Annotated in this window: 20 protein-coding genes and 1 pseudogene; 10 read left to right on the top strand and 11 right to left on the bottom strand. The window is 60.7% G+C overall.

All coding sequences use genetic code 11. From position 1 onward, the window contains the following. Nucleotides 1–315 precede the first annotated feature (315 nt). Nucleotides 316–1,077, bottom strand: coding sequence for a gamma-glutamyl-gamma-aminobutyrate hydrolase family protein (locus AC3IT6_RS16995; RefSeq protein ID WP_489351332.1), 762 nt, complete (start codon nt 1,075–1,077; stop codon nt 316–318). A gap of 283 nt (nt 1,078–1,360) precedes the next feature. Here AC3IT6_RS16995 and AC3IT6_RS16990 point away from each other — a divergent pair, with 283 nt between their 5' ends. From AC3IT6_RS16990 to AC3IT6_RS16975, 4 genes are all read left to right on the top strand, one after another. Then, entirely contained in the window at nt 1,361–2,737 is a 1,377-nt protein-coding gene (locus tag AC3IT6_RS16990) for a glutamine synthetase family protein (RefSeq protein WP_489351330.1), read from the top strand. Nucleotides 2,738–2,939: 202 nt separating this feature from the next. Next, entirely contained in the window at nt 2,940–4,430 is a 1,491-nt protein-coding gene (locus tag AC3IT6_RS16985; RefSeq protein ID WP_489351328.1) for an aldehyde dehydrogenase, read from the top strand. A 53-nt stretch (nt 4,431–4,483) separates the two neighbouring features. Further along, nucleotides 4,484–5,767 (top strand): NAD(P)/FAD-dependent oxidoreductase, encoded by a 1,284-nt coding sequence (locus AC3IT6_RS16980; protein ID WP_489351326.1) that lies wholly within the window; start codon nt 4,484–4,486, stop codon nt 5,765–5,767. 438 nt (nt 5,768–6,205) lie between these two features. Continuing rightward, complete coding sequence (locus tag AC3IT6_RS16975) at nt 6,206–6,754, top strand: cupin domain-containing protein (RefSeq protein WP_046042404.1); 549 nt, start codon at nt 6,206–6,208, stop codon at nt 6,752–6,754. Between the two features lie 128 nt (nt 6,755–6,882). Here AC3IT6_RS16975 and AC3IT6_RS16970 read toward each other — a convergent pair whose 3' ends face one another. Further along, nucleotides 6,883–7,590 (bottom strand): CatB-related O-acetyltransferase, encoded by a 708-nt coding sequence (locus tag AC3IT6_RS16970; protein ID WP_489351324.1) that lies wholly within the window; start codon nt 7,588–7,590, stop codon nt 6,883–6,885. A gap of 333 nt (nt 7,591–7,923) precedes the next feature. On the opposite strand from AC3IT6_RS16970, the gene AC3IT6_RS16965 reads away from it, so the two are divergent. The 3 genes from AC3IT6_RS16965 (at nt 7,924) to AC3IT6_RS16955 (ending at nt 11,185) form a co-directional block, all read left to right on the top strand. Then, complete coding sequence (locus tag AC3IT6_RS16965) at nt 7,924–8,370, top strand: anti-virulence regulator CigR family protein (RefSeq protein ID WP_489351322.1); 447 nt, start codon at nt 7,924–7,926, stop codon at nt 8,368–8,370. A gap of 120 nt (nt 8,371–8,490) precedes the next feature. Further along, nucleotides 8,491–8,985, top strand: a complete 495-nt coding sequence (locus tag AC3IT6_RS16960) for a hypothetical protein (RefSeq protein ID WP_489351320.1) — start codon at nt 8,491–8,493, stop codon at nt 8,983–8,985. Between the two features lie 280 nt (nt 8,986–9,265). Beyond that, the gene (locus AC3IT6_RS16955) at nt 9,266–11,185 is read left to right on the top strand and encodes a tyrosine-protein phosphatase (RefSeq protein ID WP_489351318.1); all 1,920 of its coding nucleotides are present in this window, start codon (nt 9,266–9,268) and stop codon (nt 11,183–11,185) included. 241 nt (nt 11,186–11,426) lie between these two features. Here AC3IT6_RS16955 and AC3IT6_RS16950 read toward each other — a convergent pair whose 3' ends face one another. Together AC3IT6_RS16950 and AC3IT6_RS16945 are read right to left on the bottom strand one after the other, a co-directional pair. Then, nucleotides 11,427–12,374 carry a helix-turn-helix transcriptional regulator gene (locus AC3IT6_RS16950; RefSeq protein WP_489351316.1) on the bottom strand — a complete coding sequence of 316 codons (948 nt, stop codon included), beginning with the start codon at nt 12,372–12,374 and terminating at the stop codon, nt 11,427–11,429. A 279-nt stretch (nt 12,375–12,653) separates the two neighbouring features. Beyond that, nucleotides 12,654–13,106, bottom strand: coding sequence for a hypothetical protein (locus AC3IT6_RS16945; RefSeq protein WP_489351314.1), 453 nt, complete (start codon nt 13,104–13,106; stop codon nt 12,654–12,656). Nucleotides 13,107–13,488: 382 nt separating this feature from the next. Here AC3IT6_RS16945 and AC3IT6_RS16940 point away from each other — a divergent pair, with 382 nt between their 5' ends. The 3 genes from AC3IT6_RS16940 to AC3IT6_RS16930 all read left to right on the top strand — a co-directional run bounded on the left by AC3IT6_RS16940 (nt 13,489) and on the right by AC3IT6_RS16930 (nt 17,183). Next, nucleotides 13,489–15,210 carry a SulP family inorganic anion transporter gene (locus tag AC3IT6_RS16940; RefSeq protein WP_489351312.1) on the top strand — a complete coding sequence of 574 codons (1,722 nt, stop codon included), beginning with the start codon at nt 13,489–13,491 and terminating at the stop codon, nt 15,208–15,210. A gap of 58 nt (nt 15,211–15,268) precedes the next feature. Continuing rightward, nucleotides 15,269–16,087: a polyphosphate kinase 2 gene (gene ppk2 / locus AC3IT6_RS16935; protein WP_489351309.1), complete on the top strand. Its 819-nt coding sequence runs from the start codon at nt 15,269–15,271 to the stop codon at nt 16,085–16,087. A gap of 313 nt (nt 16,088–16,400) precedes the next feature. After that, nucleotides 16,401–17,183, top strand: coding sequence for a DeoR/GlpR family DNA-binding transcription regulator (locus AC3IT6_RS16930; protein WP_489351307.1), 783 nt, complete (start codon nt 16,401–16,403; stop codon nt 17,181–17,183). Between the two features lie 178 nt (nt 17,184–17,361). Here the strand turns inward: AC3IT6_RS16930 and AC3IT6_RS16925 are convergent, their stop codons facing one another. The 7 genes and pseudogenes from AC3IT6_RS16925 to AC3IT6_RS16895 form a co-directional block, all read right to left on the bottom strand. Further along, nucleotides 17,362–18,645 (bottom strand): NAD(P)/FAD-dependent oxidoreductase, encoded by a 1,284-nt coding sequence (locus tag AC3IT6_RS16925; RefSeq protein WP_489351305.1) that lies wholly within the window; start codon nt 18,643–18,645, stop codon nt 17,362–17,364. A 492-nt stretch (nt 18,646–19,137) separates the two neighbouring features. Further along, nucleotides 19,138–20,496: a chromate efflux transporter gene (gene chrA, locus AC3IT6_RS16920; protein ID WP_489351303.1), complete on the bottom strand. Its 1,359-nt coding sequence runs from the start codon at nt 20,494–20,496 to the stop codon at nt 19,138–19,140. 43 nt (nt 20,497–20,539) lie between these two features. Beyond that, entirely contained in the window at nt 20,540–21,028 is a 489-nt protein-coding gene (gene moaE / locus AC3IT6_RS16915) for a molybdopterin synthase catalytic subunit MoaE (RefSeq protein ID WP_489351301.1), read from the bottom strand. 3 nt (nt 21,029–21,031) lie between these two features. Further along, nucleotides 21,032–21,283 carry a molybdopterin converting factor subunit 1 gene (moaD, locus tag AC3IT6_RS16910; RefSeq protein ID WP_046044028.1) on the bottom strand — a complete coding sequence of 84 codons (252 nt, stop codon included), beginning with the start codon at nt 21,281–21,283 and terminating at the stop codon, nt 21,032–21,034. Beyond that, nucleotides 21,280–21,786 carry a cyclic pyranopterin monophosphate synthase MoaC gene (gene moaC / locus AC3IT6_RS16905; protein WP_489351299.1) on the bottom strand — a complete coding sequence of 169 codons (507 nt, stop codon included), beginning with the start codon at nt 21,784–21,786 and terminating at the stop codon, nt 21,280–21,282. Before moaC ends, moaD begins: the two co-directional genes overlap by 4 nt. A gap of 43 nt (nt 21,787–21,829) precedes the next feature. Next, nucleotides 21,830–21,994 (bottom strand): annotated as a pseudogene (locus AC3IT6_RS16900) (formate dehydrogenase accessory sulfurtransferase FdhD); the annotation flags it as partial. Between the two features lie 232 nt (nt 21,995–22,226). Next, a complete protein-coding gene (locus AC3IT6_RS16895) occupies nt 22,227–23,117 on the bottom strand; it encodes a LysR family transcriptional regulator (RefSeq protein WP_223446489.1) in 891 nt (296 codons plus the stop codon). Nucleotides 23,118–23,144: the final 27 nt, after the last annotated feature.

The following is a 23,144-nucleotide window of genomic DNA, read 5'->3' as shown; positions in this document are numbered from 1 at the left end:
GATTGCAAACCCGTATCAGATGATGTCCGTCAGTCCAACGCAGGACCCTGTGGGAGCGGGCTTGCTCGCGAAAGCGGTGTGTCAGGCGACATCTGTATTGACTGTGTCGCCGCCTTCGTGAGCAAGCGCGCTCCCACATGGGGCTGTATCAGGTTGACCGGCATTGCATTCCGGCCGGGTTTATTCGGCGCCGCCATCCTGGCTGCCTGGTCCTACTTGTTGTTATTGCAGTGTGTTGTTTTCGCGAGCGGGGCACGCACAAGCGCCTGCCCGCTCGCGTTGGGCAGTCAATCGTTGAATGTGGGTATCAGGTCGTCAGCTCGAGTGACGCAGTGCCGCCCGTTGCCGGCAGGCTTCGCCGAACGCCTGGAAAATACTCAGATAAGGCGGGTTGTTCAGCACCTGCCATTCCGGGTGCCATTGCACGCCGAGGGCAAAGGCCTTGCTGTGCTCGACGGAGATCGCCTCGATCAGGCCATCGGGCGCGACGGCTTCGGCGCGCAGGCCGGGCGCGAGGCGGTCGATGCCTTGGCTGTGAATCGAGTTGACCTGGAACACCGCAGGCAGGTCCAGCGCTTCGAACACACCGCCCGGCTGCACATTCACCCCATGGGCGGGTGCGTATTGCACGGCCAGGTCCGGGTGGTCGGCCTCGCGATGATCAAGGAAACCAGGCAGTTCATGGACCTTCTGATGCAGGCTGCCACCGAACGCCACGTTCATTTCCTGGAAGCCACGGCAGATGCCGAGCACCGGAACGCCCGCTGCAATAGCGGCGCGGATCAGGGGAAGGGTGGTGGCATCCCGTGCCGGATCATGATCCGTGCCGGGGGCGCTGTCGGGGCCTTGATAGTGGAAGGGTTCCACGTTCGAAGGCGAGCCGGTCAGCAACAGACCGTCGAGCTGCGGCAGCAGGTCATCGATGTCGGTCAGGTCGCCTAAGGAAGGAATAACGACAGGCAGCCCCAGCGCGGCAACGCTGACAGCACGCAAGTACTTGTCACCGCTGATGTGGTAGGGGTGCAGGCCAATCTGTTTGACGCATGCAGTAACGCCGATCAATGGCTTGAATGCCATTTTTATCACCTCGAAGTTTCACACTTGAACGAGCTTTTCTGGAGCTTAGCCTTGTTGATTTTAATTAACAACTCTCATGTAAAAAATTCTAAACGCCACACGTCCGATCTTCAGGGTTTACGCGTGTTTGAGGGCATATCTGGCACTCCCGTCCCCCTGAGAGGCCCGAAAATAAACGCTGAAAGGCCAAGTGTTCGCTATTGACTTCACTTTGCCTTTCGGATTGACTGGGCTCGTGAAAGGGCGGTGAACATAATAATTAACAGTAAAAAATAGGTGCATCATGTCGGTCCCTCTGCGTACCGTTCAACTCAACGAAGCAAACGCATTCCTTAAGAAATATCCTGAGGTTTTGTACGTCGACCTTCTGATTGCGGATATGAACGGTGTGGTGCGCGGCAAGCGCATCGAGCGCACCAGTCTTCATAAGGTTTACGAGAAAGGCATCAACCTGCCGGCGTCTCTGTTTGCTCTGGACATCAATGGCTCCACGGTGGAAAGCACCGGCCTGGGTCTGGACATCGGCGACTCCGACCGGATCTGCTACCCAATCCCGGGCACCCTGAGCATCGAACCCTGGCAGAAGCGCCCGACTGCGCAACTGCTGATGACCATGCACGAACTCGAAGGCCAGCCATTCTTCGCCGACCCGCGTGAAGTGCTGGCCAATGTCGTGCGCAAGTTCGACGACATGGGCCTGACCATCTGCGCCGCGTTCGAACTGGAGTTCTACCTGATCGACCAGGACAACGTGAACGGTCGTCCGCAATCGCCACGTTCGCCGGTATCCGGCAAGCGTCCGATGTCGACCCAGGTGTACCTGATCGACGACCTCGACGAATACGTCGACTGCCTGCAAGACATCCTCGAAGGCGCGAAAGAGCAGGGCATCCCGGCTGACGCCATCGTCAAGGAAAGCGCCCCGGCGCAATTCGAAGTCAACCTGCATCACGTGGCTGACCCTATAAAGGCGTGCGACTACGCGGTTCTACTCAAGCGTCTGGTGAAGAACATCGCCTACGACCACGAGATGGACACCACCTTCATGGCCAAGCCGTATCCGGGCCAGGCAGGTAACGGTCTGCACGTGCACATTTCGATTCTCGACAAAGAAGGCAACAACATCTTTGCCAGCGAGGATCCCGAGCAGAACGCCGCGCTGCGACACGCGATCGGCGGTGTGCTCGAGACCCTGCCGGCGCAGATGGCGTTCCTTTGCCCGAACGTCAACTCCTACCGTCGTTTCGGCGCACAGTTCTATGTGCCGAACTCGCCAAGCTGGGGTATCGACAACCGCACCGTAGCGGTACGTGTGCCGACCGGTTCGCCAGACTCGGTGCGAATCGAACACCGCGTAGCGGGCGCCGATGCCAACCCGTACCTGCTGATGGCGTCGGTATTGGCAGGCGTGCACCACGGCCTGACCAACCAGATCGAGCCGGGCGCCCCGGTGGAAGGCAACAGCTACGAGCAGAACGAGCAGAGCCTGCCGAACAACCTGCGCGACGCACTGCGCGAGCTGGACGACAGCGAAGTCATGGCGCGCTACATCGACCCGATGTACATCGACGTGTTCGTGGCGTGCAAGGAAAGCGAGCTGGCCGAGTTCGAGAACTCCATCTCGGACCTTGAGTACAACTGGTACTTGCACACCGTCTGATTGGTCGGCTCAACACAATCAAATGTGGGAGCGGGCTTGCTCGCGAAAGCGGTGTGTCAGGTGACATCAATATTGAATGTGCCGACGCCTTCGTCGGAACGCCGCCCGGAGCAAGCCCGCTCCCACAGGGATTGCATTTCAGAACTTGAACTGACGGGCTTCAGCCCGACGATCACCTATTCCCCTGCGTCGAGTCACAACCATGACAAACACTCGCAGCGATTGGGAGCAACGCTTCCAGTCCCTAACCATCGAAGGTCGCGCATTCATTGACGGCCAGTACTGCGCAGCCGCCAGCGGCGCGACATTCGAATGCATTAGCCCCGTGGACGGTCGTTTCCTGGCGAACGTCGCCAGCACCGACGAAGCCGACGCCAATGCAGCAGTCGCCGTGGCGCGCCGCACGTTCGAATCCGGCGTCTGGGCTAACCTGGCACCGGCCGAGCGCAAGCGCATCCTGATCCGTTTCGCCGATCTGATCCTGGCCAACCAGCAAGAGCTGGCCCTGCTCGAAACCCTCGACATGGGCAAGCCGATCAGCGACTCCATGAGCATCGACATTCCGGCGACCGCCAACGCGATCCGCTGGACCGCCGAAGCCATCGACAAGATCTACGACGAAGTCGCCGCCACCCCCCAGGATCAGCTTGGTCTAGTGACGCGCGAAGCGGTCGGCGTGGTCGCGGCCATCGTACCGTGGAACTTCCCGCTGATCATGGCCAGCTGGAAATTCGCCCCAGCCCTGGCGATGGGCAACTCGTTCATCCTCAAGCCTTCGGAAAAATCCCCGCTGACGGCGATCCGCATCGCGCAGCTGGCACTCGATGCCGGCATCCCGAAAGGTGTGTTCAACGTCCTGCCGGGCTACGGCCACACCGTGGGCAAGGCGCTGGCGTTGCACATGGACGTCGACGTGCTGGCCTTCACCGGCTCCACGGCGATCGCCAAGCAGCTGATGATCTACGCCGGGCAGAGCAACATGAAACGCGTTTGGGCCGAAGCCGGGGGCAAGAGCCCGAACGTGGTGTTCGCCGACGCGCCGGATCTGCGCGCGGCGGCACAGGCAGCCGCCAGCGGTATCGCCTTCAACCAGGGCGAAGTCTGCACCGCCGGTTCGCGCCTGCTGGTGGAGCGTTCGATCCGCGAGCAGTTCATTCCATTGCTGGTGGAAGCCCTGCAAGCCTGGAAGCCGGGCCACGCGCTGGATCCTGCGACCACCGTTGGTGCGGTCGTCGACCAGCGTCAACTGGACAACGTGCTGCGCTACATCGGCATCGGTAAAGAGCAGGGCGCCGAACTGATCGCCGGCGGCAGTCGCACCCTCGAAGACACCGGTGGCCAGTACGTGGAACCGACGATTTTCGACGGTGTGACCAACGCCATGACCATCGCCCGGGAAGAAATCTTCGGCCCGGTGCTGTCGGTCATCACCTTCGACACCTTCGATGAAGCCCTGGCGATTGCCAACGACAGCATCTTCGGCCTGGCCGCCGGTGTATGGACCAGCAACCTGAGCAAGGCCCACACCTTCGCCCGCGGCCTGCGTGCCGGCAGCGTCTGGGTCAACCAGTACGACGGCGGCGACATGACCGCGCCGTTCGGCGGGTTCAAGCAGTCGGGTAACGGTCGGGACAAATCGCTGCACGCGTTCGACAAGTACACCGAACTCAAGGCGACCTGGATCAAGCTCTAACACCTTTAAAGCGACGGCCGCCGACACGCTGTCGGCGACCCTCGGAGAAATGTATGAAGCAAGCACATGTGAATAGCTACTACGCAGCCACGCGCAACTTCACCGGCGATTTCCCGGTGCTGGAAGGCGCGGTGGACTGCGACGTCTGCGTGATCGGCGCCGGCTACACCGGCCTGTCCTCGGCCCTGTTCCTCGCCGAAGCAGGCTACAGCGTGACCGTGCTCGAAGCGGCCAAGGTCGGCTTCGGCGCCAGCGGTCGCAACGGCGGCCAACTGGTCAACTCCTATAGCCGCGACGTCGATGTCATCGAAGAGCGTTACGGCGACAAGACCGCCGAAATCCTCGGCAGCATGATTTTCGAAGGCGCCGACATCATTCGTCAGCGCATACAGCACTACGACATCCAGTGCGACTACCGCCCCGGCGGCATCTTCGCGGCGATGAACAATAAACAACTCAATGGCCTGGCCGAGCAGAAGAAGAGCTGGGAGCGCTACGGCAACAAGAACCTGAAAATGCTCGACGCGGCCGACATCAAGCGCGAAGTGGGTTCCGATGCCTACGTCGGCGGCCTGCTGGACATGCAGGGCGGCCACATTCACCCGCTGAACCTGGCACTCGGCGAGGCTTCGGCCATCATCGGCCTGGGCGGCAAGATCTACGAGCAATCGGCAGCGGTGGAAATCACCTACGGCGAGCCGATCACTGTGCGCACTGCAAAAGGCGTGGTGAAGGCCAAGTACCTGCTGATCGCCGGTAACGCCTACCTGCCGCAGGGTCTGGACAACCGCGTGACCAGCAAGAGCATGCCGTGCGGTTCGCAGATCGTCGTCACCGAGCCGTTGTCGGAAAAGCAGGCCCGCAGCCTGATCAAGAACAACTACTGCGTCGAAGACTGCAACTACCTGCTCGACTACTACCGCCTGACCGCCGACAACCGCCTGCTCTACGGCGGTGGCGTGGTCTACGGCGCACGCGAACCGGACGACATCGAACAACTGATCCGCCCGAAAATCCTCAAGACCTTCCCGCAATTGAAGGACGTGAAGATCGACTACCGCTGGACCGGCAACTTCCTGCTGACCATGTCGCGCATGCCGCAATTCGGCCGTATCGAGAAGAACGCCTACTACATGCAGGGCTACAGCGGCCACGGTGTCACTTGCTCGCACCTGGCCGGCAAACTGATCTCGGAAATGATCCGTGGCGACGCCGAGCGCTTCGACGCGTTTGCCTCGCTGCCGCACATGCCAATGATCGGCGGGCGCACCTTCTCGGCCCCGTTGACCGCCCTGGGCGCCGTGTACTACTCGCTGCGTGACCGTTTCGGCATCTAAGCTTTACCTCGCCGGCGGCTGCCTCCCAAAAGCTGGCCGCCGGTTTTTTACATCAGCAACACCGCAAACCACCTGTGGGAGCGGGCTTGCTCGCGAAGAGGCCATATCAGTCACCATAGATGTCGCCTGACCCGCCGCTTTCGCGAGCAAGCCCGCTCCCACAGGTCTTGTGTCTTAACTCAGAAATATCACCAACAGGTTGTTTTCTTCTGCCGTTTATCGAACCTGCTGAGCATTACGAACAAACGTGATTTAATAGCCGCCTTTCACGTTTCTGGGACCGGAAAACGGCGTGATTCGCGCCTGCACTCCACCCATCCATTATCCCTGTAGGAGCGAGCCTGCTCGCGAAAGCGTTGGTTCAGTCGACATCAATGTTGAAGGTCAGATCGCAATCGCGAGTAAGCTCGCTCCTACGGGTTGGCACATAAGGCTGTCATGGACACGGGCTCACGACTCAAATTAGTACGCGAAAGCTACAAAATGTCCCAGCGCGAGCTGGCCCGGCGTAGCGGCGTCACCAATGCAACCATCTCCCTGATCGAACAGAATCGGGTCAGTCCTTCCGTCAGCTCCCTGAAGAAATTGCTGGAGGGCATCCCCATGTCCCTGGCCGACTTCTTCACCTTCGATCAGCCACCGCGCGAACACCAGTACGTCTTCCGCGCCAACGAACAGCCCGACCTTGGCCGCCATGGCTTGCGCCTGCTGCTGATCGGCGCGTCCGTGCCAAGCCGGCAGATGCGCTTGCTGCGCGAGCAATACGCACCGGGCGCAAGCTCCGGTGAAGAGCCGATCGTGCATTCCGAAGGCGAGGAGTGTGGGTTGGTGACACGTGGCACCGTGGAATTGACCGTGGATGGCCAAGTGAGTGTGCTCAACGCCGGGGATGGCTATTACTTCCCGACGACCTTGCCGCATCGGTTTCGCAATATCGGGGCGGATGAGGCGGAAATCATCAGCGCCAACACACCGGCGAACTTCTGATAACCGCTTTGCGGGCAAGGTTCATCAGGAACCAGTCGTTAAAACCCGCATCCGATGCGGGTTTTTTATCATTCGAATCTGGTGACTGCCAGGCATCTTGAATGTGCAGTGTTGGTCATTCCCGCGGCTCAAGACGAAACACTGCACCCTTTGCGGGTTATCTCGATCTGTTGGTAGTCGGCGCGGTTTTCTTTCTGCAGGGTGGCCAACAGCGCCAAAGTGGCTTGCGGATCATTGAGCGGTAATGTCTTGAGTACCTCGACATCAACGTCCCACCACTTGCTGCTGATCAACGCCTCAATCAACTCGGGTGTGTGCCGATACTTGACAATTTTTGCCGGGGTGCCGGCAACAATGGCGTACGGTGGTACGTCATGGGTAACCAGGGCACGGGTTGCGATGACAGCGCCGGTGCCGATGGTCACGCCTTCCAGGATCATCGCGCTATGGCCGATCCAGACGTCATGCCCAATCGTGATGTCCGCAACCTCCGGGTCGTAAACCAGCGCGGTGTCGGTATATTGAAAGGGATGTGAACTGAGCCAGTCCAACGGATGCGAGCTCTTTTGTTGGCCGATAAAACAGCTGCTACTGATGGAACAAAACCTGCCAATGGATGAGACCGCCGAAAGGAAACAGTCACTGCGGATATAGGTATGCGCACCGATTTCCAGCTTTTTCGACTCTATGACCACCTGCCCAAGCGTCACGCCTTCTTCTATGGTCAGTGTCGTTCTTTTGTGCAGCGACAATAAACCGCCCGCCACTTTGCATTTGTGTTTGCGAATCCATCTTTTCCAGTAACTATTTCGCAAATAACTGATTATTTTTTTCATGAAAAGCTGTCTTGGATATCCGTTACAGGGCAGGGCCTGGCCTTATGAGCCAACGGTCGAGTCTAAATGAATCGGCCGGGGAGATGAATTTTTTAGAGGTTTTTCAAAAACCGCTTTTGTGTGTCTCAGCCGCTGATCAGTGCAGGTGTCAGGGATGTGCGATGAGGAGGCGCAGTGAGTGCATATAATCGACAAGCCCCATCCTTCGGCAAACGCCTGCAAGGCTTCGATCGGATGAGTGTAGACAGTTTGGCGGTTGGTGACTTGATGGAACCAACTTCGTCTATAAAGTCTAAATTTCAGTGAGTATTCCCCACGACGAAGGAATGAATCATGTTCAGGACTCGATCATTGATTGCAGCTGTTACCTGTTTGACTCTGGTCTACGGCTCGGTGACGGCCCTGGCCGATCCCGGTAACGGCCAGGGTAGCGGGAAGGTCAACCATGGCAACCAGGGCGGTCATGGCAACAAGAACAAGAATTCCGGCGGCGGGGACTGGAGCAATGGCCCGAGCATCAACCGGAGCAGCGTGCTCGAGATCATTGGCGTGAATACGGGCTACTGGAGCCCCGGGCCCGATTTGCCACCGGGTATTCAAAAGAATCTTGCCCGAGGCAAGCCGCTTCCACCCGGCATCGCCAAAAAACTGGATGGCCGACTGGTCGGCAGGCTGCCCCACTACGATGGCTACGAATGGCAGCAAGTCGGCACGGACCTGATCCTGGTTGCGCTGGCCACCGGGCTTGTCTATGAAATTCTTGACGGTGCGTTTGATTAACCTGTGGAAGGTAGCCTTCCCGCTGATTCAAGGTGTTCAATCCGTTTGTCGTGGTACTTGAACTGTTGGAGGGATATCGCGTCATACGTCACGCGATATCAACCTCCTACGGAAGCAATCATGCTTTTTAAAAACAAGAGTCTCGTTGCTGTAATGTCATGCGCCATGATGCTTGCAGCCGCCCCGTTACTCCCTGATGGCCTGTCGATCATGGGTTCCGCATACGCGAAGGATGGTGGCGGCGGTGGCGGCGGTGGAAACGGTGGCGGTGGCGGCAACGGCGGTGGTAATGGTGGCGGAAATGGCGCAGGCCACGGCGGCGGCATGGGTGGCGGACACGCCGGTTCAGGCCACTCCGGCAGTAACGGCCGCGGCAACGGGCTGGACAGCGACCATGCGGGCAAATCCGTACGCGACCATGGCCTGAGCGGGAACCACTACGGTAGTGCGCGCAACGATGACAACGGTCATGGCACCACGACCTCAGGCATCGCCCACTCCAAGGATACTCGCGGCATCGCCAAGGCCAGGGCCATTTCGGCCTCGACGCCGGGTGAACACAACACCAAAGGCTTGAGTAAGGCCGGGCTGTCGACCTCGAAAAAAACCCATTGAGTTCGCGGCGACAGATCAGTTTCTGAAAAGCAAAAAACCCGCTGCAAGGCGGGTTTTTTATGCCTGGAAATTGATCGCCGACCACCTCGCATCTCGTTCCCCGCCAGCCATCACTCACAACCTGCCCCCAGGTTGGTCGCACAACGGGCATTACACGGACAGAAAACGAGCCACCTGGACACATCGCGCAGTGATTTGCGTTTGCCGGCGATTTGTCATGTTCAGCGCCAATTCAATGTAGATATTAGTCAGCCCAACGCGATTTCAATGAGGCTGCACTGTGTTCCAACGACTTGTGTGTTCGCTGTCTGTTTTGAGCCTGTCCATCGCTGCCGCCCAGGCTGCCGAGACTGTCCCCCTCAACACCCCACGCCTGAAGAGCATCGACAACTTCCGTGATGTCGCCGGTCTCACCACCGCGTATACCACGGCCAACGACGGCACCATGCGTGGCGGGGTGTTTTACCGCTCCAACGCGCTGACGCCGTCGGCGGCGGATCTGGCGACCCTCAACGGCCTGGGTATCAAGGCGGTCTACGACCTGCGCACGCCCAGCGAGATCGCCGCCACGCCCGACACGATGCCCACGGGTGCGACGTACACCAACATCGACATCATCGGCGGTTCCACGTCTGGCGCGAACATCACCAATATCGCGTTCCACAGTGCCGCCGAAGCCACTGCCATGATGCAGGACACCAACCGTGATTTCGTGCGGAACCCGGGGATGCGCAGCGAGTTCAACCAGCTGTTCAACGAGCTGGCCACGGTCGACGGCGCCGCGCTGTTCCATTGCACCGCCGGCAAGGACCGCACGGGCTGGACCGCCGCTGTGCTGCAAAGCATCGCCGGGGTCGACGATGCCACCATCATGAGCAACTACCTGGCGACCAACGACTACACCGCCGCGCGCATCAAGGCGACCATGGCGGCCTTGCCACCGAGCCTGGCGACCATCTATGGGCCGCTGATCGGTGTGGAGGCCAGTTACCTGCAAGCCGGCCTGGACCAGGTGACCGCGCAATACGGCACGATGGACAACTACCTCAAGGAAGGCCTCGGCCTGTCCCAGGAAACCATCTACGTGCTGCGCGGCAAGATGGTGTTCTACAACAGCCTGCCGGGCGCGGCGGACCTGGCCGGCAACGCCGCGGCCGGCGCGCAGTTGTTGCAGCAACTGCAGAACAGCAACCTGTCGGGCACCTACAGCGCCTACAACTACTACCTGCAGTCGGCCATCGATGCCCGCAGCCTCGGGGGCGTGGAGTCCACCATCGGCGGTCAGGTGCATGCCGACGCTGCGAGCTACCTGCTGCGCCAGGGCGCGATGATCGAGCAGGCCGCCGCGCCGTTCACCAGCGGCATCGACCTCAAGGCCGGGCAATATCGCCTGTGGAGCACCGCCCTGGCGGGGTATCTGGGCACCGACGGTTCGTCCCAGGCCTCCAGCAGCAACGAGCATAGCCAGGGCATGATGATTGGCCTGACCCAGCGCTTTTCCGAACAGCTCAGCGCCCATGCCGGTTTCGGCTACAGCAGCGGCAATGTCGGTGGCGCAAGTGGCGAGGCCGATACCGACCTGACCTTCTTCAGCGTCGGCGCACGCTTCGCACCGAACGGGCTGGAGCGTGGCCTGTTTGTGGATGCCGATGCCAGCGCCGGCTATCTCGATTACGAGAGCAAGCGCGAACTCGGCGGCGGTCTGGGCACGGCCAAGGGCGACAGCCATGGCAACCTCACCGGCGCGACCCTGGCGCTCGGTTACCGTGTGCCGGTGAACGGCGTGACCCTCGAGCCGAGCCTCGGCGTGCGGATCAGCCACGTCAACCTGTCGGGCTTCCAGGAAAAAGGCAGCGAACTGGCCCTGGACGTCGACGGCATCCACCAGACCCGCAAGAGCGCGGTGGCCAACCTCAACGCATCCTTTGCACCTGTCGGCCTGGGCGCCTGGCAAGTGGTGCCGGGCGTGCAAGTGGGCTACGAGCATGTGTTGGGCGACCCTGAAGTCGACAGCGAAGGGCAACTGCTGGGCCTGGACATTGAACAGCAAGCCGCCTTCGACAACCGTGACCAGTTCACCGGTGGCGTCAACGTCATGGCCAACCTTGGTCCGTGGAGCGTAGGGGCAGAAATCGGCGCCAGCGGTGGCGGCGACAGCCACGGCTTCAATGGCGGGCTGAAGGCCAGTTATCTGTTCTGATGGTCAGTTAAGGCAATTTGTGGGGGCTGGCTCGCGATAGTGATCTGACAGGCAATATTGATGTTGAGTCTTCCGGCCCCTTCGCGGGCAAGCCCGCTCCCACAGGTTGTGTGTCGTGCCCGGATCATGTGGCAAGCGCAAAACCTTGTGGGAGCGGGCTTGCCCGCGAAGGGGCCGTATCAGTCAATGTAGATGTTGAATGTCACTCCGCCTTCGCGAGCAGGCTCGCTCCCACAATTTCTCAATTGGTCGCCATCGGCCGCGTTCGCAGGCCCTTTCTCACGTCTGCGGGGCTGATGCCGTAGGCACTCTGGAAATACTGGCAAAACCGCCCGACATTGCTGAAGCCATGTTGCAAGGCCACGTCAGTCACCGACGGCGACACCCCCTGGGACAGCGCGGCAAAGGCGCGCTCCAGGCGTACCTGGCGCTGATAGGCAACGATCGAAGTGCCCATGAAACGCTGAAAACCTTCCTGCAATGCGCGCAGGCTGACGCTGGTCAGCTGCGCCAGTTCCGTGCCGCTGGCCAGGTGGTCGGGGTGCTCCTGAATGTACTCGACGGCCAGCTTCACATGCCGCGGCGCTATCAGTGGGGAAGGGCGCCGGAGGGCTTCGGTGAAGTTGTGCGGCCAGGCTTCCAGCACCGCATCGACCAGCATTTCGCGTAGGCGTGAAGGCATCAGCGAACCGGTGTTGATCAGCAGGTCGAACTCGGTTCCGGTGGCCAGGTCCACCAGCGCCTTGATGCCCTGCAAGGCAGGTACGCTCAGATCCACCACGGGCTCAAAACAGATTTTTTGCAGGATCGGCTTACCCAGCAACATCGACAGTCGTTCGGTGATCAGCGCCCGGCTGATCGAAATCCCGTGCTGCGCATGATTGTCGACAAAGCGCGCCGAGAGAACCTCGGCCTTGTCGATCGCCAGGCCGATCCGGGCGAAGCCCACCGACTCGGTAACGTGGTTGAAGATGATCTTGCCGGCGGTGGAAATGACAAAGGTGATTTCATCAAGGGGGGCGGGGAAAGCCACCGTGAAGTCACCGCGATAGTGCATGCGGCGAAAACTGACACCTTCGTGCCGGCCGTAGACCCCGCCGATGATGATGTTTTTCGGCGGCGGTGCAGAGTCGGAATAAAGGTTGCCGAACAGGTTCGAGAACAACGCGCCAAAGTCGTCGCAGCTCATGTCGTTGGACCTGATGATGATTTGCTTGCGCGTCGTGCTTGCGTACACCTGAAGTGTCACCTTGAGCGGATGGGCAAAGCCCTGGTACAGGGCGCTGGCGATCGGAGATCGAGCGGATGCGGTTCGGGAAAGCGCTTGGACGTTATCAGTGAGTAATGACAGGTTTGTTACCGGTTGTTGCCGCCGGCCCCGTTTCCGTCCATCCGACGCCACCGCTCGCACCGGACAACCGGTGGCGCGAGCGGTACTCGGGCGTGGGCTGGCCTGCAAGGGCCGCGGCTATTTCACCGGCTCTGTTGCCTTGATATCCCCGCAAAAGATATCGACGTTGCCATCGGTCGAAGCCGTTCGCACGACCACCGAATACTTGCCGTCAAGCAGGGTTTGCAACGGCACAGGCGCGGTTCTGGTAAAGGACCAGCCGCGTACGGGTTGGGCTTCGGTGTTGACGGTGTCGTTCATCGCGTAGGCGACTGACCCGGGTTGCTGGCAGCTGCCATTATTGATGAACGAGTAAAGGCGCAGGGGCAGGGTGACCCCCATTGGAGCACCGCTGATGAAGAAACTGAGCCCGGTTTTCTTGTCCCAGTCGGTCAAGGTGACGGTGCCGATCTGACCGGCGTTTTGCCGGGTGGCGACCAGGTTGACGTTCACGCCGTGGGTCGATGAAGTGGTGCAGCCGAAAAGGCTTGCCGCAACCATGAGTACTACCAGTGAGGTTTTTTGCTTCATTGCCAAACTCCTGAGTTGAAGAACTGCAATGGGGGAGTTAGCGGGTATAGCTCATTTATCGCTTTCATGACGTCGTCCATACGAGGCTTCCCCTTTCAGGAAGGACGTGATGGACGTTTTCGGGCCTGAATCAACGAATCCCTTCATCGCCGCGCAAACCGACTACATTTGTAATCTACCGAGCCCGATTGCCCGGACGTTTGCCGGTGTATTCAACCCATGCCCCACCCTTGGAATCTCCCGAGCCTGAGCTGATTGCCTGCCGACACGCGCGCTTTGATGCCGATGAGGGTTTGCAATGGTTGCGCGTGCAGTTAAAGGATTGTGCGGTCAGTTGAGCCCACTCATCATCCGCATGGACGATTTGCCACTGGAGTGACTGATGAATCAACAAGGCGGCCATCCGCAAGAGCGGATTCCTGGCACTCCACAGCGGAGAACCTTGCGCAGCCAGTTGATCCCGGAATGGCTCGGCAGCTACCGGCCCGACTGGCTGCGCAGCGATGTGGTCGCCGGGCTGACGGCAGCGGCCGTGGTCATTCCCAAGGCGCTGGCGTACGCCACCATTGCCGGCCTGCCAGTGCAGGTCGGGCTGTACACCGCGCTGGTGCCGATGGTGATCTATGCCGTGCTCGGCACGTCGCGCCCGCTTAGCGTCAGCACCACGACCACCCTGGCCATTCTCGCCGGCTCCGCACTGGGCCAGCTCAGCCCCGATGGCGATGCGGCGACCTTGCTCGCCGGTTCCGCCACGCTGGCCCTGATGGTGGGCGCGATCCTGATCGTCGCCGGGCTGCTGCGCCTGGGTTTCGTCGCCAATTTCATTTCCGAACCGGTACTGGTGGGTTTCAAGGCCGGCATCGGCGTGGTCATCGTGCTCGACCAGCTACCCAAGTTGTTGGGCACGCACATCGACAAAGGCGGCTTCCTGCACAATCTGCTGGCCACGGTGCAGAGCGTCGGCCATGCCTCGCTGCCGACCGTGGCGGTCGGTGTGTTCATGGTTTTGCTGCTGGTGGGCATGAAGCGATATACGCCACGACTGCCCGCACCCTTGATTGCAGTGGCGCTTGGCATCATCGGCATGAGCCTGTTTGGCCTGGAGCGCTTTGGTGTGTCCGCCGTCGGCGTGGTGCCGATCGGGTTGCCCGCGCCGACCCTGCCGGTATGGTCGATGGCCGAGACCTTGTGGTCCTCGGCGATGGGTATCGCGCTGATGAGTTTCACCGAAACCATCGCGGCGGGGCGCGCGTTCGCCCGCAGTGACGAGCCCGTGCCACAACCGAACCGGGAGCTACTGGCCACGGGCGTTGCCAACATCGGCGGTGCGTTTCTCGGGGCCATGGTCGCCGGTGGCGGGACCACCCAGACGGCGGTGAACCGCCTGGCCGGCGCCCGTTCGCAACTGGCCGCACTGGTCACCGCCGCACTGGCATTGGGCACGTGCCTGCTGCTGGCACCGCTCATTGGCCTGATGCCCAACGCCACGCTCGCCGCCGTGGTGATCGTGTATTCGGTGGGCCTGATCGAGCCGGCGGAATTTCGCGAGATCCTGTCGGTTCGCCGTACCGAGTTTGCCTGGGCCGTGGTGGCCATGATCGGCGTGATACTGCTGGGCACGCTGCAAGGGATCGTCGTGGCGATTATCGTCTCGTTGCTGGCCCTGGCCTATCAGGTCTCGGACCCGCCCGTACATGTCCTGGGACGCAAGCCTGGCACCAATGTGTACCGACCGCAGTCCGCCGAGCACATCGATGACGAACACTTTGACGGGCTGCTGTTGCTCAGGCCCGAAGGGCGGGTGTTCTTCGCCAATGCCGAGCGCATCGCCGACAAGATCCGGCCGCTGATCGACAAGGCGACACCCAAAGTCGTGGTCCTGGACCTGCGCAGCGTGTTCGACCTGGAATACACCGCGCTGAAAATGCTCACCGGGGCGGAACGGCAACTGCAGGAAAAAGGCATTTCATTGTGGCTGGTGGGCATGAGCCCGAGCGTATGGGAGATGGTCATCAAGGCACCCCTGGGCCATACGCTGGGCGAGGCGCGAATGTTCCTGAATCTGGAACTGGCGGTTGAACATTATCAGCGCAGTCGACGCTGAATGAACGCGGCCGGGGGCACTCCGGACGCTATGTGACGCATTGAAGGAGTTAACGGGCATGGCGAAGAAGAAGGCGGCAAGCAAAAGCAAACCGGTTGAAAGCGGCAAGCTCAAGAACAAGGTGTATCTCGAGGAACTGGCGCAGCTGCATGTCGAGATGGTCAAGCTGCAGGAGTGGGTGCAGCACACGGGCGCCAAGGTCTGCATCATCTTCGAGGGCCGTGACGGCGCCGGCAAGGGCGGGACCATCAAGGCGCTCACCGAACGAGTCAGTCCGCGGGTGTTCCGGGTAATGGCGCTGCCGGCGCCGACCGAGCGGGAAAAAAGCCAGATGTACGTGCAGCGTTATCTGCCGCACCTGCCGGCGGCCGGTGAAGTGGTGATCTTCGATCGCAGCTGGTACAACCGCGCCGGAGTCGAGCGGGTCATGGGCTTTTGCACCGAAGAGCAGGTGCGCAATTTTCTCACCGTGGTGCCGCGCGTCGAGCAGGCGCTGGTGGAATCGGGAATCATCCTGATCAAGTACTGGCTTGAAGTGAGCCAGGAAGAACAGACCCGACGCCTCAAGGAGCGTATCACCGACGGGCGCAAGATCTGGAAGCTGTCACCCATGGACCTCAAGTCCTATAACCGCTGGTACGACTACTCCCGTGCCCGGGACGACATGTTCGAGGCCACCGACACCGAATTCGCCCCGTGGCGGGTCGCCAACTCGAATGACAAGCGACGGGCGCGACTGAACATCATCAGCGATGTGCTGAGCAGCATTCCCTACGAGGAAGTACCGCGGGCGAAAGTGAAACTGCCCAAGCGCCAAAGTCCCGGCAACTATCGGGATCCGAACTATCCGTTCAAGTTCATTCAGGAAAAATTCTGATCGTTGCATCGGGCAGGAACCAGTCCACGCCGGCTCCTGCTGCATGCCATCAGGCATGAACCAGTGCAATCGTGAACGAGACCACGATCATGCACGCAAAAGCAAAATTGATATTCATGAGGTTTCCATCCGAAACATGAGTGACGGCGCCATCTTGAACAGGTCACGGGAAAATAAAAAATTCGGCGTAATGATTTGAAAGATCGAGAAAAATGATACCTGGAGGTGTTTGCCCGGCCGCCCGTTTGTGTTTGTCCCGTGTTTTGGCTAATCTCGCGGAAACACGCAATTACATGCATAAACGAGCAAAAACATGCACGAAAATCATTCCGCTGCCGAACTTCCATCGGTGCGCCGGCAAAAGATCCTGTTAATCCTCGAACGTGACGGCAAGGTCATGGCCTCGGAGTTGAGCCAGCATTTCGCGGTGTCCGAAGACACCATCCGCCGCGATCTGGCAGAGCTGGCCAGCGCCGGCCTGGTGCAGCGGGTGCACGGCGGGGCGTTGCCGCGGCCCAAAGACACCGGCAAGGACTATTTCACCCGGATCAGTGAAACCGACGAGGTGAAAACCCATCTGGCGCAACTGGCCGCGCTACGGGTGCAGGACGGTCAGATCGTGGTGTTCGATTCCGGCACCACCACCTTGCAGATCGCGCGTTCGCTGCCGGTGGAGATCGCCATTACCGCGATCACCGCGTCGCCGATGACGGCCATTACCTTGTCCGAATACAAAGGCATCAAGGTGATTCTGGCGGGCGGCCAGCTCAACCCGGCGACGATGTCGGCCAGCGGCCACGAAACCCTGCGGCTGCTGGCGGGGATCAAGGCCGATCTGCTGTTTACCGGGGTCTGCGCGATTCACCCGCAGGTGGGCTTGAGCTCTCTGCATTTCGATGAAGTGCCAGTGAAACAGGCGATGCTCGACTGTGCCTCCCACGTGATTGCCGTCACCACGGCGGACAAGCTCGGCGCGGTGGAGCCCTTTGTCGTCGCGCCTTGCAACCGCGTGCACACGCTGATCACCGAACGGCACGTGGCGTCAGGCAATGTCGAGGACTATCGGGCGATGGGGATCGAGGTGGTGCAGGCTTGAGCATTTTTTGCTGGTAGATGTATTGAATGTACTGGCCTCTTCGCGAGCAAGCCCGCTCCCACAGGGATCTTGGGTGACCACATTTTTGCGGTCACTGAAAATCAAAATGTGGGAGCGGGCTTGCTCGCGAAGAGGCCAGTACAAACAACATCCATGTTGAATGTATTGGCCAGTAACCTCAGCGCAATCGCTCAAGCATCTGGTAATACCACATGCCGGCGGCGAGCATCGGGTTACCGAGCAGGTCGCCCATGGGCACGCGGATGTGCTGGCAGGCGGCGAAGGTGTCGAACTGTTCCAGTTTTCCTGTGATCGCCCGGCCCATGATTTCGCCCATGATGTGGGTGGTGGCGATGCCGTGGCCGGAGTAGCCCTGGCAATACCAGACGTTGTCCGAGAGCTTGCCCAGTTGCGGGATGCGGTTGATCACGATGCCCATCGCGCAGCTCCACTGGTAGTCGATGGCCACGCCTTTGAGTGCCGGGAAGGTCTGCTCGATGCATGGGCGCAGCTCGGCGGCGATGTCGCGCGAATCCTTGCCGCTGTAGTTGGCACCGCCACCGAACAACAGGCGACCGTCGGCGGTCAGGCGGTAGTAGTCGAGTACGAAACGGCAGTCGTAGACCGCCAGGTCCTCGGGGTTGATCTGCCTGGCCAGATCGCCCAGCGGCGCGGTGGTGACGATGCCGCCCATGGCCGGGAAAATCTTGCCCTTGAGCTTGCCCGGTTCCAGCTTGTGGTAGACGTCGCCGGCCAGCAGCACCTGGTTGGCGTCGATGTGCCCGTGGGCGGTGCGTACTCCTGGCGTGTCGCCGTGAATGATCTCCAGCACTTCGCTGTTCTCGAAGATCAATGCACCGAGGCTCTCGGCTGCCCGTGCTTCACCGATGCACAGGTTCAACGGGTGCAGGTGCATGTTGCGGGTGTTCTTGATCGCGCCGTGGTAGAGGTCGCTTTGCAGCAGGTCGCGCACCTGGCTGCGGTCGAGCAGGCTGACCTCGTCGCCCATGCCACGGTGCACCGCCTCTTCGTAATCCTTGCGCAAGCCGACCATGTGCGCGGGTTTGTACGCCGCATGCAGGTGGCCGTGCTTGAGGTCGCAGGCGATGCCGTACTTTTCCACGCGCTGCCGGATGATCTGGTGCCCGCGCCAGCGCAGGTTCCAGATGAAATCGTCGACCTCATCACCGATGCTGCGGCGCATCTGTTTGCGCATGGCTTCGTCGCCCGACAGGCTGCCGGTGACCTGGCCGCCGTTGCGCCCGGTGGCGCCCCAGCCGATCTTGTGGCTTTCGACGATGGCCACCTTCAGGCCTTTTTCCGCCAGCTCGATGGCGGTGGCCACGCCGGTGAAACCGCCGCCGATGATCACCACGTCAACCCGGTGCCGGCCTTGCAGCGTCGGGTAATCGGTGTCCTGGTTGAGGGTGGCGGTGTAGTAGGAATTGCAACGTTGAGTCATGTCAGTGTCCAGGCAGAATTGGGAGAAACCAATGCCGGTCAGGTGAGCGCAGTTCTTGTGGGAGCGGGCTTGCTCGCGAAAGCGGAGTGTCAGTCACCACAAATGCTGAATGTGCGGGCCTCTTCGCGAGCAAGTCGGATCGCCGCACCGCCGCTCCCACAGGTTCTGTGTATGGCTGAGCTTCACGCGGACCGGGATAGCAAAGGAGGGGGCTCGCCGATCAGGCGAGCAGGGTGCTATCCGGCGGACGTGCGGAGTGACGCAGTTTGGAGCGGCGCAGGGCCATGGGCAGGTTGACGATGCGCTTCATGCAATGCCGTCCACGGCCAGCAGCGAGGTGGCCAGGTTCGAGAGGTTCAGCAGGTGCTGTTCTGACGGCAAAGTACGCATGGCGCAGGTTTCCGGCGGCGGAAATCGTCGGTGGCGAGTGGAACAAGCCATCCGGGGATGGCTGGATACTAGGGAGGATTGGGCCGCGTGTAAATGTTTGATTCAGAACATCAGGTGCACGACAAGGCCGATCAACCCGCAGCCGATCAAAACCTCGATCACTCCGCGCTTGAACCGAAGCAATGCAACGCCCGCCACCATTGCGATCAGCAGCGAAGGCCAGTCCAGTGCTCCTTCGAAGCCTTTGGGCCACAGTACGTGGTAGCCAAAGAAACAGGCCAGATTGAGAATCACGCCCACCACGGCGGCCGTAATGGCCGTCAGCGGCGCGGTGAACTTGAGTTCGTTGTGCGTCGATTCCACCAGCGGTCCGCCGGCAAGGATGAACAGGAACGAGGGCAGGAAGGTGAACCAGGTCACCAGCGTGGCGGCCACGGCACCGGCGACAAACGCTTGATCCGGCCCGAAGACCTGAAGCACGTAGGCGCCGATGAACCCGACGAAGGCGACGACCATGATCAACGGACCTGGCGTGGTTTCACCGAGCGCCAGGCCGTCGATCATCTGCGTCGGCGTCAGCCATGCGTAGTGACCGACCGCGCCCTGGTAGACATACGGCAGCACTGCGTAGGCGCCGCCAAAGGTCAGCAACGCGGCCTTGGTGAAGAACCAGGCCATCTGGGTCAGCGTGCCTTCCCAGCCGAACAGTGCGGTGAGCATGGCCATGGGCAACGTCCACAAGATCGCACCGATCACGGCCAGACGCGCCAGTTTCCAGCCACTGAAGCGGGCGTGTCCGGGGGTTGGGGTGTCGTCGTCGATCACGGCCGGGCCGAAGGACTTTTTCGCCGCGCTGTGGCCACCGGTCCTGAATTTTTCCGGTGCCAGGCGTCCGCCGAAAAAGCCGATGACCGCCGCGCCGAGCACGATCAGCGGAAACGGCATATTGAGCACGAAGATGGCCACGAAGGACGCGGCGGCGATGCCCCATAACCAGCCGTTCTTCAACGCGCGCGAGCCGATCCGATGAGCCGCCTGCACCACGATTGCCGTGACCGCGGGCTTGATCCCGTAGAACAGTCCGGCGACCACGGGCACTTCGCCAAAGGCGATGTACACCCAGGACAGCGCAATCAGGATGAACAGCGACGGCAACACAAACAGCACGCCAGCGATCACACCGCCCCAGGTTCGGTGCATCAGCCAGCCAATGTAGGTCGCCAACTGCTGAGCCTCGGGCCCGGGCAGCAACATGCAATAGTTGAGGGCATGCAGAAAGCGTCGCTCGGAGATCCAGCGCCGGCGTTCGACCAGCTCCTGATGCATGATCGAAATCTGCCCCGCCGGCCCGCCGAAACTGATGAAGCCGAGCTTGAGCCAGAACAGGAAGGCTTCGCGCAGGCTGATGGACCGGGGCTGCGGCACATCCTGCTGGGTGATCGGGGAGGGCGTGGGGCTCAAGCGGAATTTCCTTGTGCAGAAAGCCTGGAGCCAATGACTGTAGCTACGCCGATGCGCCTTGCATAGCCGCCTGATGTTGCGTATCTGCCCAGCGCTCGACGGCTGAGCGGTCGCTGTCACGGGCATCGACCCAGCGTGCGCCGCTCTCTACGTCTTCGCGTTTCCAGAACGGCGCGTCGGTTTTCAGGAAGTCCATGATGAACGCACAGGCTTCGAAAGCGGCTTGACGATGGGGGCTGCTGACGCCGACAAACACGATCGGCTCGCTGATCGACAACGGGCCGATCCGATGCACAATCTCCACGGCCCTCAGTGGCCATCGGGCCTTGGCGTTGTCGATGATTGTTTGCAGCGAGCGTTCGGTCATGCCCGGGTAGTGCTCCAGAAACAACCCGGTGACCGCCTCACCCTGATTGATGTCGCGCACGTAGCCGACGAAGTTGACCACGGCACCCACCCCCGGATCGTTCGCCTGCAGGCTGTCGATCAAGCGGCCGACGTCGAACACTTCTCGCTGGACCCGAACCGTCATGCCTCAACCCCCGGTGACCGGTGGAAAAAAGGCGATCTCGTCATAGTCCTCGATCACCCGGTCCGGATGGCACAGCTCCTGATTCAGTGCACACATCAGGTTGTTTTCACCCAGCACATGGCTCCACAGCTCACCGCGAGCCATCAGCAGTCGGCGCACGTCCTCGATGGTCTTGAGGCTGTCGGTCAGGGGCAGTTTTTCGCCACCCAGGTTGAGCTGCTCGCGGTAACGGGCGAAGTAGTTGATCAGGATCATTGTGCGTCCTCGAACTTGAAATGACCGGAGCGGCCACCTTGTTTACTCAACAGCCGAATGTCATCGATGACCATGCCGCGGTCCACCGCCTTGCACATGTCGTAGAGGGTCAGCGCCGCCACGCTGACGGCGGTCAGGGCTTCGAGTTCGACCCCGGTCTGGCCCTCGACGCGGCAGGTGCCGAGGATTTTCACGCTGTCCGGTGTGCAGGCCTTGAGTTCGACGTGGATCGAACTGAGCAGCAGGGTGTGGCACAGCGGGATCAGCTCATGGGTTTTCTTCGCCGCCATGATTCCGGCGATCCGCGCCACGGCAAATACATCGCCCTTGGGGTGGCCGTCGCTTTGAATCAGCTTCAGGGTTTCCGGGCGCATCCGCACCCAGGCCTGGGCTTGGGCTTCGCGCTGCGTCGAGGTTTTTTCGCTGACATCGACCATGTTGGCGCGACCCTGGTTGTCGAGGTGGGTCAGGCCATCGGGGGATGCATCTGCAATGTCTGTCATGGGAGGTTCCTGCGCTTGCCAGCGCGGTGATCGGGTGAAGGCATCATGCCGGGCTGTAAATGCGTGGTGCGTTGCGATGGGGGACGTGAATCAGGTTGAGGCGATGCTTGATTGCCCATTGCACGGTCAGGGCGGTGGGCGCCGACAGACTGACCAGCGTGCCGAGCCTGGCCCTGACGGCCTTGTGAATCAGTTCCAGGCTGCAACGTACTCGCGAAAGTTCACACTCAGCGGTTTGGGCGCGGGGGCGTTAGTGTCGCTTCGAACATCGGCTTGTTCAACTTGGCACAACATGAAAAGAACCTCGAAGCGCTGAATTAAGTTCAGGCTACGGGCAACTTTTAAACGCGTCCAATCGCTTGTTCCGATGTGCTGATTGGTGGTGTCTATCAAGCCGGGCAAACATGTCCGGTTCGGGTTTATATAAAGCCGAAACTTGATCAGTGGGTCCGGCTGAATAACGTTCGTGCTTCGGCGAAACACTTCTCGGCAATCGCCGAGCGCGGTTCGGTCTTGCGCATCACCAGGCCCAGGGGCGCGAGCACGCTGGCATCCGGCAATTCGATGAACGACAGGTGTTCGATGGGCTCTTCCAGGCCGCTGTCCAGGGGCATGATCGCGCAGCAGAAACCTTCGTGAATCGCCTGCAGCAACTGGTAGGTCGAATCGCTTTCGAGGATCGGCTGCGGGTCCAGTCCGCGGCTGCGAAAGCTCAGGTCGATGGATTTACGGTAGTGCATGCCGTTGCTGAGCATCCCCAGCGGCAGTTCGGCGGCGTCCTCCCAGCTCATTTGCGTGCCGTCGAAATGGAAGTGGCGGTTGTCGTACAGCAGGCCGACGCGGGTCTCGCCGATCTCGAAAAATTCGAAATAGCTCGGGTTGACGTGATCGAGGTAGCACACGCCCAGGTCCAGCTGATTGTTGCCAAGGCCCTCGATGATCTGGTCGGAACTCAAGGACGACAGGCTGTACTTGAGCTCGGGAAAGCTGCGGGACAGGCCCTGGATGTAGGTGACCGGGTTGAAGCTGCTCAGCGGCACCAGCCCCAGGCGCAGGTTGCCGACGAGCTGGCCCCGGCACGCGGCGGCCTCGGCGAAGAGCCCGTCGTGCGCGGCCAGCAGGGTCCTGGCCCACGCCAGTACGCGTTCGCCGGCCTCGGTAAAACCTTCGAAGCGCTGGCCCCGGGTGACCAGCACCAAGTCCAGTTCATCCTCCAGGTTGCGCAGGCGCATCGACAGCGTGGGCTGGGTGATGTGGCAGCGCGCGGCCGCCTGGCCGAAGTGGCGGGTCTGCTCCAGGGCGATCAGGAACTTGAGTTGTTTGATGTCCATGACGGCACCTGCTGGCGGGGGGAGTGA

This window comes from Pseudomonas sp. KH_017 (genome assembly GCF_057840285.1).
The sequence above is the reverse complement of the archived record's forward strand: the minus strand, read 5'-3'. Positions and strand labels throughout refer to the sequence as shown.

Bases quoted from the DNA above. Each gene is read 5' to 3' on its own strand.
- AC3IT6_RS16940 (WP_489351312.1), top strand. From the start codon at position 13,489: ATGAATCAACAAGGCGGCCATCCGCAAGAGCGGATTCCTGGCACTCCA.
- AC3IT6_RS16995 (WP_489351332.1), bottom strand. From the start codon at position 1,077: ATGGCATTCAAGCCATTGATCGGCGTTACTGCATGCGTCAAACAGATT.
- moaE (WP_489351301.1), bottom strand. From the start codon at position 21,028: ATGACGGTTCGGGTCCAGCGAGAAGTGTTCGACGTCGGCCGCTTGATC.
- AC3IT6_RS16985 (WP_489351328.1), top strand. From the start codon at position 2,940: ATGACAAACACTCGCAGCGATTGGGAGCAACGCTTCCAGTCCCTAACC.
- moaD (WP_046044028.1), bottom strand. From the start codon at position 21,283: ATGATCCTGATCAACTACTTCGCCCGTTACCGCGAGCAGCTCAACCTG.
- AC3IT6_RS16960 (WP_489351320.1), top strand. From the start codon at position 8,491: ATGCTTTTTAAAAACAAGAGTCTCGTTGCTGTAATGTCATGCGCCATG.
- moaC (WP_489351299.1), bottom strand. From the start codon at position 21,786: ATGACAGACATTGCAGATGCATCCCCCGATGGCCTGACCCACCTCGAC.
- AC3IT6_RS16925 (WP_489351305.1), bottom strand. From the start codon at position 18,645: ATGACTCAACGTTGCAATTCCTACTACACCGCCACCCTCAACCAGGAC.
- AC3IT6_RS16950 (WP_489351316.1), bottom strand. From the start codon at position 12,374: ATGAGCTGCGACGACTTTGGCGCGTTGTTCTCGAACCTGTTCGGCAAC.
- AC3IT6_RS16895 (WP_223446489.1), bottom strand. From the start codon at position 23,117: ATGGACATCAAACAACTCAAGTTCCTGATCGCCCTGGAGCAGACCCGC.
- AC3IT6_RS16990 (WP_489351330.1), top strand. From the start codon at position 1,361: ATGTCGGTCCCTCTGCGTACCGTTCAACTCAACGAAGCAAACGCATTC.
- AC3IT6_RS16945 (WP_489351314.1), bottom strand. From the start codon at position 13,106: ATGAAGCAAAAAACCTCACTGGTAGTACTCATGGTTGCGGCAAGCCTT.
- AC3IT6_RS16980 (WP_489351326.1), top strand. From the start codon at position 4,484: ATGAAGCAAGCACATGTGAATAGCTACTACGCAGCCACGCGCAACTTC.
- AC3IT6_RS16930 (WP_489351307.1), top strand. From the start codon at position 16,401: ATGCACGAAAATCATTCCGCTGCCGAACTTCCATCGGTGCGCCGGCAA.
- AC3IT6_RS16965 (WP_489351322.1), top strand. From the start codon at position 7,924: ATGTTCAGGACTCGATCATTGATTGCAGCTGTTACCTGTTTGACTCTG.
- ppk2 (WP_489351309.1), top strand. From the start codon at position 15,269: ATGGCGAAGAAGAAGGCGGCAAGCAAAAGCAAACCGGTTGAAAGCGGC.
- AC3IT6_RS16975 (WP_046042404.1), top strand. From the start codon at position 6,206: ATGGACACGGGCTCACGACTCAAATTAGTACGCGAAAGCTACAAAATG.
- AC3IT6_RS16970 (WP_489351324.1), bottom strand. From the start codon at position 7,590: ATGAAAAAAATAATCAGTTATTTGCGAAATAGTTACTGGAAAAGATGG.